We start from the raw sequence: 12,880 nt of genomic DNA, 5'->3' as shown, positions 1-12,880 counted from the left end.
GCTATTAAAGCTTACTGTAGTCTACTTCTCCCAGAGCACGCAGCGCCTGAGCATAAGTTTTATCGGCGTCGAGGTGCCGCAATTCCTCCGAGAGGATTTCGGTTTGCGTGCGCGGGCTCAAACTAACCAGCGAGTCTGGCGTGCCAGGCACGCGCACCCGCACGGTGCGCTCGTCCACGACATCCACATCCACGTGGGTCGTCTCCCGGTTAAAGCGCAGGTGGGTAACCGGGAAATAGTCACTATTGGTTTCCTCGGCCATGCGCTGTACTGGGACGCTCAGGCGGTCAAGCAGCCACCCCGCAGCGAAGTTAGGTGCCGGATGCCCGGCGGGGCCGGCGACCTCTACCGATTGCACCTTTTCATGGGGATGATGGTCGAGCGCCGATGCGACGACGCCGCGCCACAAGGTGATGGAGGCCCAGGACATATCGGAATCGCCGGGGGAGTAGCCATGAGAAAGCGCGCGCAGATCCTGCTCACCCACGGTGCCTTTATGCGCCACATTCGTGATGCGGCGCTGCGCTAACTTGCCCACGGGGCTTTCGGAGGGAACCTGCGGGCACAGGTTTGGCCACCACGCGACCAGCGGGGTATCCGGCAGCAAGAGCGGTGTGAGCACGGACTCGGCTTGATCCGCGAGCGCACCGTGCAATTGCATGACGACGGTCTCGGAGGCACCGGCCTCGCCACCGACGCGGAGCTGGGCATCGAGCTGGGTATCAGAATTCGGATCTCCAGGGACCACGACGAGCACGCGGGAGGGGTGCTCATGAGAGGCATCGCGCACAGAGGAAAGGATCTGTTCCAGATCGTCGCCTTCTTGTGCCTCCACGATCAGGGTGAGCACCCGGCCGGTGGTGCGGGTGTAGTGCTCCTGGGCATCGACAAGCTTCTTGGCAATTTCACCGGTGGTGGTATTAGGCAATGGAATAATCATTGACTACGTCCCTTCTACGGGCGACGCCAGGAATGACCCCGGCGGCGCAGCATCTTATCGGCTGTGGTGGGCCCCCATGTGCCCGCCTTATAATCTTCGGGCTCGCCATGCTTGGACCAGTAATCGATGATCGGATCCAAAATCGACCACGAAAGTTCGACTTCTTCATTGGTGGGGAACAGCGATGATTCATCGAGGAGGGCATCCAAGATGAGGCGCTCATAGGCCTCGGGAGATTCCTCGGTGAATGCCTCGGCGTAGGCGAAGTCCATGTTTACATCGCGGACTTCCATGGTGGAACCAGGCACCTTTGAGCCAAAGCGCATGGTCACGCCCTCATCGGGCTGAACGCGGATAACCACAGCGTTTTGGCCAAGGGCATCGGTTTCGCCATCGACAAATGGCTGGTTCGGCGCGGCCTTGAAGACTAAGGCGATCTCGGTGACGCGACGCCCCAGCCGCTTGCCCGTGCGCAGGTAGAAAGGCACGCCTCCCCAACGCCGCGAATTGACCTCCAACGTGCACGCCGCATAGGTCTCTGTGGTGGAGGCGGGATCGAAGCCCTCCTCCTCGCGCAAGCCCTTCACGTATTCCGAGCCCTGCCAGCCGGCGGTGTACTGACCACGGGCGGTGGTTTTATTGAGCGGATGGACCGGCTGCGTAGCGCGCAGCACCTTGACCTTTTCAGCGCGCAGCGCCTCCGGCTCGAAGGAGGAAGGCTCCTCCATTGCCACGAGGGCGAGCAGCTGCAGGAGGTGGTTTTGAATGACGTCCCGCGCCGCACCGATTCCGTCATAATAGCCAGCGCGCCCGCCAAGGCCAATATCTTCGGCCATGGTGATTTGCACGTGATCGATATAGTGCGCGTTCCACATCGGCTCAAAAATCTGGTTAGCAAACCGCAGCGCCATGATGTTTTGCACGGTCTCTTTACCCAGGTAGTGATCGATGCGGAAGACAGCAGATTCTGGGAAGACCGCGTTGACGATCTCATTGAGCTCGCGCGCAGATTCCTGGTCGTGGCCAAACGGCTTTTCGATGATCACTCGGCGCCACGAGTCCTCCATGGAATTGGCCATGCCCACGCGCTCCAATTGGTGGCAGATATCGGAGAAAAACTCTGGCGGCACCGAAAGGTAGTATGCCCAGTTGCTTCCCGTGCCGCGGGCCTTATCCAGCTCGGCCAACCGCGCAGAAAGCTTGTCGAAGCCCTCATCATCGAAGGAGCCTTGCACGAACTCGATTCCTTGGGATAAGTGCTCCCACACGTCGTGGTTAAAGTCAGTGCGGGCACCGGCTTCTACCGCGCTGCGGAAATAATCGCAGAAGTCCGCGTTATCCCAGTCCCTGCGGCCATAGCCGACGAGCGTGAAGCCAGCGGGCAAGAGACCGCGGCTAGCAAGGTCATAGATGGCCGGCAGGAGCTTTTTGAAAGCTAAATCGCCGGTCACACCAAAGATGACCATGCCCGCGGGGCCCGCGATGCGTGGCAATCGTTTATCGGCGGCATTACGCAAGGGATTGACCCAAGCGGCTGAGTCCGTCACGGATTATCCTTCCTAGAGGGAAAAGCTAAGTAGTCTTTCAACTAGTGGCGGCATAATGCCCCGCCGGCTATCCGGCGGGGCTAGGACCACGGTCGTAGTTTACGCGAGTTGTTGTTTGAGGGAATCAAGGAGGTCATTCCACGCGGCGACGAACTTATCCACGCCCTCGCGCTCGAGGACCGCAAAGACATCTTCTAGGTCGATGCCCACCGATTCGAGCTGGGAGAAGACCTTCTCGGCTTCTTCGCCGGCAGTGGGGAGGGTATCGCCGTGGAATCCACCCTCCTGCAGGACCGCATCAATGGTCTTTTCCGGCATGGTATTGACCGTGTGCGGGCCAGCCAGCTCGGTCACGTACAGCGTTGCTGGGTAGTCGGGGTTTTTCACGCCGGTGGAAGCCCACAGTGGACGCTGTACAGGTGCGCCTTCGGGGAGGCCGTTATCACCGAGCAATTCCTCTTGGAAGAGGGCGTAGGCACGCTGCGCGTTGGCAACGCCGGCCTTGCCGCGGAGGGACAGGGCCTCATCGGAACCGATAGCTTCCAAGCGCTTATCCACTTCCGTATCCAGGCGGGAGACGAAGAACGATGCGACCGAGTGAATCTTGGTGACGTCCTTGCCGTTACCAGCCGCGCGCTTGAGCCCGGCCCGGAATGCGGCGATGACCTCGCGGTAGCGGGAGACCGAGAAGATCAGGGTGACGTTGACGCTGATTCCCTCTGCCAAGGCATCCTCGATAGCGGGGAGGGAGCCCTTGGTAGCCGGGATCTTGATCATCGCATTGGGGCGGTCCACTTGGTCCCACAGTTCGCGGGCCTGCTTGAGTGTTGCCGCGGCATCGTCGGAGATGCGCGGATCCACCTCGATGGATACGCGGCCATCCTGGCCGTCGGTCTCGGCATAAATATCGGCAAAAAGATCACAGGCGTTTTGCACGTCCGTAATGGCCAGGGAGTAGACGGCTTCATCGGCCGAAGCGTTCTTCTCCTTCAAGACTGCCAGGTCTTCGTCATAGGCCGTGCCGCTGGTCATGGCGGTGGCGAAGATGGCCGGGTTGGTGGTTACGCCCACGATGGACTTGGAGGAAATAATCTCCTTCAAGTTTCCGGATTCCAAGCGCTGGCGCGAAAGATCATCGAGCCACGTGGAGGTGCCCAATTGGGCAAGTTCAGAAATGTTGTTCATAGTCATTCCTTTTAGCGTCGGTGAGGTGGGGCTTAGCTTTGGGCTTCGGCGATGCTCTCGCGTGCGGCATCGGCAACCGCAGCAGAGGTAAAGCCAAACTTTTCGAAGAGCTCATCGCCGGGCGCAGAGGCCCCATAGTGCTCTAGGGAGACGTTTCGGCCGAAAGTACCGGTGTACTTGTGCCAGGACTGAGCGAGGCCGGCTTCGACGGAAACACGGGCCCTCACGCTGTTGGGCAGAACCGATTCGCGGTACTCTGCGTCCTGCTCGTCGAACCACTCCAGGCACGGCGCGGATACCACGCGAGCGGCCGTGCCCTCGCTTTCGAGCTGCTGGGCGGCCTCCACGGCGAGCTGTACCTCCGAGCCGGTGGCCAGCAAGATGACATCGGGCTCGTCCTTGGAGCCTGCGACCAAGGTGTAGGCGCCGCGGCGAACGCCATCGCGTGCCTTTTCCTTGGTGCCTTCCAAGATGGGGAGGTTCTGGCGGCTGAGCGCAAGGCCCTTCGGGGCTGCCTTGTATTCCATCGCTGCGGCCCAAGCCTGCGCGGTTTCATTGGCATCGGCAGGCCGGATGACGGACAGGTTTGGAATAGCGCGCAAGGCCGACAGGGTCTCCACCGGCTGGTGGGTAGGGCCGTCCTCGCCCAAACCAATGGAATCGTGCGTCCACACGTAGTAGGTATCGGTAGACATCAGCGAGCCGAGGCGCACCGCCGGGTACTGATACTCGGAGAAGATCAGGAATGTACCGCCATATACGCGGGTATTTCCATGCAGGGCGATGCCGTTCATGATGGCGGACATCGCGTGCTCGCGGATGCCAAAGTGAAGGTTGCGGCCATAAGGCTGCGCGGACCACTTATTGGTGGTGATGTTTTCAGGGCCGAAGGAATCCGCGCCCTTAATCACGGTGTTATTGGACCCCGCCAGGTCGGCCGATCCGCCCCACATTTCCGGCAAGGCGGCGGCCAGCGCCTGGATGGTCGCCTCAGAGGCCTTACGGGTGGCGATCGCATCCCCTGGCTCCCATACGGGGAGCTCGGCATCGAAGTTCTCCGGCAATTCGCGGGCGCTCATGCGGTCAAACAGCGCCTTATTCTCGGCGTTGTCCGCCGCCCACGCGTCGAACTCTTCTTGCCACTGCGCGTGCTTTTTGGCGCCGCGCTCGCGCAGCTTGCGGGTGTGCGCCAAGACCTCATCATCGATGTGGAAGGTCTTTTCCGGGTCGAAGCCGAGCACTTCCTTGGTGGCGGCAACTTCGTCATCGCCAAGCGCTGCGCCGTGCACGCCCCCGGTGTTCATCTTGGTCGGGGCAGGGTAGCCAATGACCGTCTTCACGCGGATGAAGGAGGGGCGCTCCGTTTCCTGCTGTGCATTGCGCACTGCCTCTTCAATGGCAACGACGTCCTCGCCGGATTCAACGGTCTGGACGTGCCAGCCGTATGCCTCATAGCGCGCAGCGACGTCCTCATTGAAGGCGATATTGGTGTCATCCTCAATGGAAATCCGGTTGTCATCCCAGAAGACAATCAGGTTACCCAGCTTCTGGGTGCCAGCCAAAGACGATGCCTCAGCGGTAACGCCTTCCTGCAGGTCGCCGTCGGAGGCAATGGTGTAGACGTAGTGATCAAAGGGGGATTGGCCGACCGGTGCCTCAGGATCGAAGAGGCCGCGCTCCTTGCGGGCAGCCATCGCCATACCTACCGAAGATGCCAGACCCTGGCCGAGCGGGCCGGTGGTGATCTCCACGCCATCGGTGTGGTGCACCTCAGGGTGGCCCGGGGTGAGAGAGCCCCAGGTGCGCAGCTGCTGGAGATCTTTCATCTCCAAGCCGAACCCACCCAAGAAAAGCTGGATGTACAGGGTCAGGGAAGAGTGGCCGACAGACAACACGAAGCGGTCGCGGCCGGCCCAATTCACGTCATTGGGGTCGTGATTGATAACGCGCTGGTAGAGCGTATAGGCGAGGGGAGCCAGTGACATCGCCGTGCCGGGGTGCCCGGAGCCGCAGTTTTGGACGGCATCGGCAGCAAGCACGCGCACAGTGTCGACCGCGCGAGTATCGGTGTCTGTCCAGTCGTCCGGATAACGGCGCTCGACCATAGCTTGCAGGTCTGGGGACAAATTATCTTTCGACACGGTATAAGGCCTCGCTTAAATCTAGGCGTTAATTACTGAACTCCACACAGTCTAGTTACTTTTTTGACGGCGGTGCGGAATTATTGAAAGCCGCGGGGAACCGGTAAGCTGGCATGGCTAAGCGGTGTACGGCACAGCATTAGTTACTCTCTGCGTTTCCGCTGCATTGCTACGATCCATGTGTAGCGCATTTTATATGTAAGCCATAGTGTGAATTAATTCTCCGGAACTTTTGTGCCGGAGTGTGCGACCACTACACCGTGGGCATAGCGCACTGTGTAGCGTGTGTGCTGTAGATCAACGTCTGTTCAGATAGTGGAGGAATTCCTTGGAGACCATCAAGGCCTATTTTGCGCTAACGAAGCCGAGGATTATTGAACTCCTCCTCGTGGCCGCAATTCCGGCGATGCTCCAAGCGCAACGGGGCGTTGAGGCGGTTTCTGAAAATATCTGGCTCATCATTTCCACCATTTTCGGCGGATGGATGGGCGCTGCGGCCGCCCATACCTTTAATAACGTGGTCGATTATGAAATTGACCAAAAGATGCAACGCACCCGCGCGCGCCCACTTGTGCGCGCCACGATTTCGAAGCGGAACGCGGCGATCTTTGCTTGGATCATGCTCGTGGTGTCGGTGCTGTGGCTGGGCATCCTGGCAAATTCTTGGTTGGCGGCGTTCTTCGTCATCCTCACGAACTTTTTCTATGTATTCGTCTACACCAAGTTTTTGAAGATGCGCAATGCCCAAAACATCGTGTGGGGCGGTTTAGCGGGGTGCATGCCGGCCATGGTGGGTTGGGCAGTCATCCGCGATAACGCGCCGGCGGGAGAGCCCGACCGCTGGTGGCAGGCAATAGTCCTATTCCTCATCATCTTTTTCTGGACCCCGCCACATACCTGGGCCTTGGCCATGAAATACAAGGAAGATTACCGCAAGGCCGGGGTGCCGATGCTGCCGGTCGTGGCAACGGAACAAGAAGTAACCCGCCAAATCGTGTGGTATTCCGTTGGCACGGTCATCGTCACGCTGCTTATCGTTCCTGCGGCATCGTGGATTTACCTCATTGCCGCCGTAACATCTGGCGCGGTCTTCTTATGGCTAGCCATCCGCTTGCACCAAGGCGTAAAGAAAGGCGCAAAGGTAAAACCCATGCGCCTGTTTATCTATTCAAATAACTACCTGTCGGTACTCTTTATTGGCCTGTCCATCGATGCCGTCATAGGTTGGGAGCCAATCGGCCGGATGCTTGGTTGGTCCGCCACCCTGTTCTAAATCCCGGTAGCACGCTGAAGCGCGAGCCTTCGTGGCTCGCGCTTCTTTTTGTCTTAATCCTGCTTTACCCGCAGAACAATAGAACCGGTGGTGCTGCGCGATTGTAGGTCGCGGTGGGCCTGCTCTGCTTCTTCCAAGGGGTAGGAGGCCGATACGTTGAACTTGAGGTCTCCGTCCATCACGGCCTGGACGACCGCTTGCGCGCGCATCTGGAATTCGCCCTCTTGCGCCGTCCACGCGCCGAGCGAAGGCCGGGTCAAGAAGATGGAGCCATGCTTATTAAGCAGCTGGGGATCGATGGGCTCAACAGGGCCAGAAGCGGCGCCAAAGAGTGCAACAGTGCCGCGCGGGCGAACGGCCTCGAGCGATTCGAAGAAGGTGGATTGGCCCACGCCGTCATAGACCACATCGACGCCCCGTCCGCCATTAAACCGGCGAACCTGCTCGCCCAGACCATCGCTGTAACGGAAGACGTGGTCGGCGCCGCACTTGTACGAGATCTCTTCCTTTTCATCGGTGGAAACGACCGTATAAACAGTTGCGCCCAAAGAGGACGCCATTTGGGTCAAGAGCTGGCCCACGCCGCCCGCACCAGCGGTAATGAGGCAGGTAGCGCCTTCGCCAAGCTCATACACGCCGTGGGAAAGGAAGTGGGCGGTCATGCCCTGTAGCAGCATGGAGGCAGCGATCTCGGTGGGGAAATCATCCGGTACGGCGACAAGGCCGTTCCGGGGCACGCAGACCTGCTCGGCATAGGAGCCAAAGGCGTGGTGCCATGCCACCAGGGAGCCTTCCGCAATTTCTCCCTTGGGATCGTGGACAACGCGCCCCGTTCCCTCAAAGCCAGGGATAAAAGGCATCTGGGCGTTATAGATACCCTCGCGGTAATAGGTATCGATATAGTTCACGCCCGCTACGATGACATCGACTAAGACTTCGTCCTCAGTGGGCGTGGGCGCAGGAACCTCGGCGTAGCGCAGGACTTCCGGCCCGCCCGTTTCTGTGATCTGGATAGCATGCATAAGGCCATGCTATCCCACAACGCCCACTAGCTGCAGAAAAATGGTGCTGCCTAAATCCTAGACGGCGGCGCGTTCCTCATTTAGTGATTGCTGGCGAACGGCGTATTTATCGTCGCCTGCGGGAGAGCCTGAGATGAGGTCTGGCGTGCCGCCGACGCGGTGGCGCCCGTGTGCCCAGAGCAGGGCGGTAAAGCCGGTGACCACGGCGGACATACCGATGTGGAAGGGGACCGTCCACCGAGGCACGCCCAGGTAGAACTGCAAGACGCCCACGGCCCACTGGATGAGGATGCAGACGATAAGGACCCACCCGGCCTTCTTGGTCTCCTGCGGCGCGCGGTGCTTGTACAACAGGAAGACGGTGATGGCGGTAAAGATGAGGTAGACGTACATGCACATGGCGTGGGCGATGGCCATGGACTCGGTATCCACATCCAAGCGGCCTTCCATTCCCACTCCGGAGTCGCCGGAATGCACGCCGGAACCGGTCACCATGGTGCCGGTAATCAGGACAACCGATAGGGCGATGGTCGCGATGACGGCGATAATGCGAATTGCCTGCGGGAACCGCGGCTGGGCGGTGCCATCATCGGGTTCTTTGATGCGGGCATACAGCATGCAGGCAAGCCACACCAGCACCATGGAAGGCAGGAAGTGAAGCGCCACGGACCACCAGCGCAGATCCAGGTGCACGGAGATGCCGCCGATGACGGCCTGCAGGACGATGCCGGCCACGTTCAGCCATGCATAGATCCTGAGCTCAGGGCGGCGGCACGCCATATACATGGCGATGACTGCCGCGCCGGCGGCGGCGGAATCAACAAAGGTGAGCAGGCGGTTGCCAAACTCAATGACCTGGTGGATTGCCGGTGCTGCGCCCTCTACCGGCACCAAGGAACCAGGCTGGCATTGGGGCCAGGTGGGGCAACCCAGGCCGGAACCGGTGACGCGGACGATGGAACCAGATACGGTGATGCCGCCTTGGCAGAAGATCAGGATCAGCGCGATGAGGCGCTGTTGCTCCACGGTAGGGACGGCTTCTTTAAAAAAGCGTTTAGTTCTGGTCCAGTAATTCACAAGGTGCATCTTACTAGGGGGTGTGTAGCGAGCCGAAACCTTTGGCTCTGTTTCGCGGGGAACTGGGTATAACTCACATTTAGCCGTCGAAACGGAACCAACGAACGGCCGCATACGACGCCACCGCTAGCCACGCGGTCAAGGAAATGAGTTCGATGCCAGGAAAGGTGGAATTGGAGGCATCGGCAAGCGCGCCCGCTAGTGCCACGGTGGGCACGATGTTGAGCAGGCCATTATCGCCCAAGCCCTGGGAGTACAGGGCCCAGCCGACGATCGCCAGCAGGATAAACCAAATGAGGTTCGCCAGCGCGAGTACGGCCTCAGAGCTAAGGGTGCCGCCAAGCACCAAACCCATGGCGGTAAAGGCGGCGACGCCGAAAATGAGCGAGACGATCATGAGCAGGATGCCGGGCGCACTGATGCGCAGGCCCAAGGCAAAGGCCGTGGCACCGAGCACGAGAATCTGGAATACCACCATCGTCAGCACGCCAATAATCTTGCCGCCAATGATCGCCCACGCCGGCACGCCGGAGGCGCCGGTGCGCTTTAAGGCCCCGTAGCGGCGGTCAAAGGCCAGGGAAATGGCTTGCCCGGTAAAACCAGCCGAGGTTGCCGCCACCGCGAGCACCATGGGAAAGACCTCGTGCAGCCCATGCCCGGTAGATGATTCCAGGCGGGCGGTCCCAATCAGGATGGCGAGCGGGATAATGATGCTGAGCAATTGTTGCTCCCCGTGGCGCAGCATGAGCTTGGCCTCCATGCCGCCTTGGGCAAAGATGATGGCGCCCGCACTCGCTCGTTTGGGTGCCGGGCTGAAGGTGCCGGGGGAAAACGTTGCGCTCATAATCGGGGCCTATTCCTTGAAAAATTTGAAGTGGCGATTTTAGGTACTGGTGATTCTAAGATGAAGACAGGACACAGGGTTTTATCAACTGCGCAAGTGCCTGCCTGTGAGGTCGAGGAATACTTCCTCGAGGTTCCGGTGGTGGGATTCCAGGCTTCGCAAAAGCACGCCTTGGCGGGCGAGCTCGGCGGCGAGGGCGGAAATCAGTTCCGGCGAACTGGGCTGGCTCACCCTGTAGTGCAGCGGCCGCGAGGCGGTCGTGGGGATGCCAATTCGCTGCAAGGCGTCCAGGTCAACTGCGGAGTTGGCGCTAAAACTAAACCCGGCGCCCTCGCCCTGGGAGGTAAGTTCTGCCGGCGTTCCCTGTGCCACGAGCGCGCCGTGATCCATGATGGCGATGTGATCTGCCAGCGATTCGGCCTCATCCATCAGGTGGGTGGTCAATATCACTGTGACCCCGTCGCGCTTCAGGGCGCGGATCAAATCCCACACGGCGAGCCGGGATTGGGCGTCCATGCCCGCGGTGGGTTCATCGAGGAAAACTAGCTCTGGCCTGCCGATGACCGCGAGCGCGAGCGATAGCCGCTGCTGCTGCCCGCCGGAAAGCCGCCGATAAGGCGTGCGCGCAACACCTTGCAGGCCCAACGTTTCGAGCAGCCATTCCGGCGGTAGAGGATTGGCGTTATAGCGCGCGGTCAATTCCAACATCTCTAGCACGCGGATGCCGGAATAAGAACCGCCGCCTTGCAGCATGATTCCCACCTTTTCGCGCACCCTATCGGGCGCGGTGCTTGGATCAAGGCCCAAGACCTTAATGGAACCGGTGGTGGGGTGGATAAATCCTTCAGACATTTCGATGGTGGTGGATTTACCAGCACCATTGGGGCCGAGCAGGCAAAATATTTCGCCGTGTGCAACGCTTAGGCTGAGCCCATTGACGGCTGCCGTGGGGCCAAATTTCTTTACCACACCATCCAAGGACAGGGCGGGGCTTTCAGCTGGAATTGCATTCACGGGTGCCTAGTTTAAGACACGGATTCCGTGTCGGCGCATTGCACCCCACCACACTCCGACTACCACGGCGAAAGCGCAGGCAGCGGCGATATAGATGGAAAGCACCGTCCCAGCGGGCAGGCCCAAGCCGCGCGGAAGGACGAAAAAGCTCATCGCGCCGGTATAGGCAACGACGCTAAACCGGAAGATGTGCCGGTTCGCCCACGCCGCCAACGGCAAAACGGCCCAGAGGATGTACCACGGGTGGACCACTGGGAAGAAGATAACGAGCACGAGGGTAGAGATTCCCAGCCCGCCCACGGGGTGGATATATCCGCGCAGCGTGGCAAAGAGCATGCGGGACATGAAGGCGACGGCGACCAAGACGCCGAAACTGCGCGTGATGGTCAATATGGCATCGGTGTGGTCCCCAAGGCCTAAAAACATGCCGAGGAAACCGGCGCCCACTCCCGTAGCCGTGGATAGGGAAAGCCAGGAGCGAATCGTGGCGGCTCCGCCTTGCCCGGTAATCCACCCGAGGTTAATGCCCGTGATGATACTGATGAGCGCAATGGTGACTACGAGCACCGCGCCCTGCACGGCAATGGCTATAAATAAGGCCCGCCAGCGCGGCACGCGCGCCTGCACGTGCAGGTGGCGGGCATACGCCATGCCGATAAAGCCGAGCCCAATAAAGCCGGTGACCTTGACCATTCCGGCGCAGGATAGGAAAAAGCCAGAGGCTATTAGCGCAACGTAGGCTCCTCTTTTATCCTGCCCCAGCTTATCGATGCCCCTTAATCCAAGCTCCATGCCCAGTAACGACAATCCAAGCATGATGGATTCATTATGGATACCGCCGACGAGGTGAAGGATGGTCAGCGGGTTCAAGATGCCGAGCCATAGTGCGGAGGCAGGGGAGACGCGGCATCGCTGAGCAAGCTGCGTGATGGCCCAGCCGGCCACGATGATGCCCACGATGGAAAGTAGGCGGTGGGCGATGACGCCTAAGACAATGGAATTTCCGGTGATGATGCTGACGATGGCCGCCAGCCCCAAGGCAACGGGCCCATATGGTGACGGTGAATTCGCCCAGATAAACGGAACGGAGCGCGCGAACTCGTTGCCAGCGCCCAAGAGCTGAACTGGGCCGGCGGAATAGGGATCCATCCCTTGGGCCACGATGGAGCCATTGGCCAAATAAGAATAGATGTCTTGGGTAAATAAGGGTGCGGTAAAGATGAGGGGGATGATCCACCCAGCCCACGTGATCCACAGCTGGCGCGGGGAGACCAGCCGGCGGGAGCGATCGCTGGCGGGCTCGCCGGGTCGCGCCTGGCGCAGCGGGGTGCCCACGAAGGGGGCGAGGAAAATCCAGGCCGTAACTAAAAGCCCCACGCCCACCATGACGAGCGCAGACGAGGTCTGCAGCATGCGCGACATGAGGGAGCCGAAGGGCACATTGTCATAGGGGTTGCCCACTACAGGCAGTGCGCCTGCTCCCAAAGCGCCAAAGGCAATGAGGAGGGAACCGACGGTTCCGGCCCACCGCAAGATGAAAAAGGTGCGCTTTTGGGAGACCGTGGTGTGCTGCAGTTCCTCTGGCGCCTGGGTGATGAAATCGTAGCGAGTATCCCCGGCTTGCGCGCCGGTGCCTTCGGCGTGCAGCTGCGCGGAACGAGAACCTGCGGTGCCCAAGCGCGGCAATTCTGCCTTAACGCTCTCGAGCACTCCCCGTAGTTTCCCTTTCATGGCTTAAGACCTTACGCGAGGACTGTGGGGTGGGAAATTCACCCCCGCCGCCACGCCCGGTGACTGCAATGGTGGCATTCCGGAATGAATTAAGGAACACTAGTGT

Annotated in this window: 10 protein-coding genes; 1 reads left to right on the top strand and 9 read right to left on the bottom strand. The window is 60.0% G+C overall.

The window, feature by feature from the left end; translation table 11 throughout:
• Positions 1 to 4 precede the first annotated feature (4 nt).
• The 4 genes from CACC_RS06495 to tkt form a co-directional block, all read right to left on the bottom strand.
• On the bottom strand, positions 5 to 940 hold the full coding sequence (locus tag CACC_RS06495; RefSeq protein WP_005279118.1) for a glucose-6-phosphate dehydrogenase assembly protein OpcA: 936 nt from the start codon (positions 938 to 940) through the stop codon (positions 5 to 7).
• Between the two features lie 14 nt (positions 941 to 954).
• The gene (gene zwf / locus CACC_RS06490) at positions 955 to 2,487 is read right to left on the bottom strand and encodes a glucose-6-phosphate dehydrogenase (RefSeq protein ID WP_005279119.1); all 1,533 of its coding nucleotides are present in this window, start codon (positions 2,485 to 2,487) and stop codon (positions 955 to 957) included.
• A 99-nt stretch (positions 2,488 to 2,586) separates the two neighbouring features.
• Positions 2,587 to 3,672, bottom strand: coding sequence for a transaldolase (tal, locus tag CACC_RS06485; RefSeq protein ID WP_035108475.1), 1,086 nt, complete (start codon positions 3,670 to 3,672; stop codon positions 2,587 to 2,589).
• A 32-nt stretch (positions 3,673 to 3,704) separates the two neighbouring features.
• Positions 3,705 to 5,777 (bottom strand): transketolase, encoded by a 2,073-nt coding sequence (gene tkt / locus CACC_RS06480; RefSeq protein WP_208854188.1) that lies wholly within the window; start codon positions 5,775 to 5,777, stop codon positions 3,705 to 3,707.
• A 364-nt stretch (positions 5,778 to 6,141) separates the two neighbouring features.
• Here tkt and CACC_RS06475 point away from each other — a divergent pair, with 364 nt between their 5' ends.
• Complete coding sequence (locus CACC_RS06475; protein ID WP_005279123.1) at positions 6,142 to 7,086, top strand: heme o synthase; 945 nt, start codon at positions 6,142 to 6,144, stop codon at positions 7,084 to 7,086.
• A 53-nt stretch (positions 7,087 to 7,139) separates the two neighbouring features.
• Here the strand turns inward: CACC_RS06475 and CACC_RS06470 are convergent, their stop codons facing one another.
• The 5 genes from CACC_RS06470 to mptB all read right to left on the bottom strand — a co-directional run bounded on the left by CACC_RS06470 (position 7,140) and on the right by mptB (position 12,774).
• Positions 7,140 to 8,108, bottom strand: coding sequence for a quinone oxidoreductase family protein (locus tag CACC_RS06470; protein ID WP_005279125.1), 969 nt, complete (start codon positions 8,106 to 8,108; stop codon positions 7,140 to 7,142).
• 57 nt (positions 8,109 to 8,165) lie between these two features.
• On the bottom strand, positions 8,166 to 9,194 hold the full coding sequence (locus tag CACC_RS06465; RefSeq protein ID WP_005279127.1) for a COX15/CtaA family protein: 1,029 nt from the start codon (positions 9,192 to 9,194) through the stop codon (positions 8,166 to 8,168).
• A 70-nt stretch (positions 9,195 to 9,264) separates the two neighbouring features.
• Complete coding sequence (locus CACC_RS06460; protein ID WP_005279129.1) at positions 9,265 to 10,029, bottom strand: ABC transporter permease; 765 nt, start codon at positions 10,027 to 10,029, stop codon at positions 9,265 to 9,267.
• An 84-nt stretch (positions 10,030 to 10,113) separates the two neighbouring features.
• Positions 10,114 to 11,043 (bottom strand): ABC transporter ATP-binding protein, encoded by a 930-nt coding sequence (locus CACC_RS06455; RefSeq protein WP_005279130.1) that lies wholly within the window; start codon positions 11,041 to 11,043, stop codon positions 10,114 to 10,116.
• 6 nt (positions 11,044 to 11,049) lie between these two features.
• On the bottom strand, positions 11,050 to 12,774 hold the full coding sequence (gene mptB / locus CACC_RS06450; protein WP_005279132.1) for a polyprenol phosphomannose-dependent alpha 1,6 mannosyltransferase MptB: 1,725 nt from the start codon (positions 12,772 to 12,774) through the stop codon (positions 11,050 to 11,052).
• Positions 12,775 to 12,880 lie beyond the last annotated feature (106 nt).

Origin of the sequence: Corynebacterium accolens, assembly GCF_023520795.1 — a bacterium.
GTDB lineage: Bacteria > Actinomycetota > Actinomycetes > Mycobacteriales > Mycobacteriaceae > Corynebacterium > Corynebacterium accolens.
Note: the sequence above shows the minus strand (reverse complement) of the source record. Positions and strands in the feature narration are given on the sequence as shown.

Bases quoted from the DNA above. Each gene is read 5' to 3' on its own strand.
- CACC_RS06465 (WP_005279127.1), bottom strand. From the start codon at position 9,194: ATGCACCTTGTGAATTACTGGACCAGAACTAAACGCTTTTTTAAAGAA.
- tkt (WP_208854188.1), bottom strand. From the start codon at position 5,777: ATGGTCGAGCGCCGTTATCCGGACGACTGGACAGACACCGATACTCGC.
- tal (WP_035108475.1), bottom strand. From the start codon at position 3,672: ATGAACAACATTTCTGAACTTGCCCAATTGGGCACCTCCACGTGGCTC.
- CACC_RS06460 (WP_005279129.1), bottom strand. From the start codon at position 10,029: ATGAGCGCAACGTTTTCCCCCGGCACCTTCAGCCCGGCACCCAAACGA.
- CACC_RS06495 (WP_005279118.1), bottom strand. From the start codon at position 940: ATGATTATTCCATTGCCTAATACCACCACCGGTGAAATTGCCAAGAAG.
- mptB (WP_005279132.1), bottom strand. From the start codon at position 12,774: ATGAAAGGGAAACTACGGGGAGTGCTCGAGAGCGTTAAGGCAGAATTG.
- CACC_RS06470 (WP_005279125.1), bottom strand. From the start codon at position 8,108: ATGCATGCTATCCAGATCACAGAAACGGGCGGGCCGGAAGTCCTGCGC.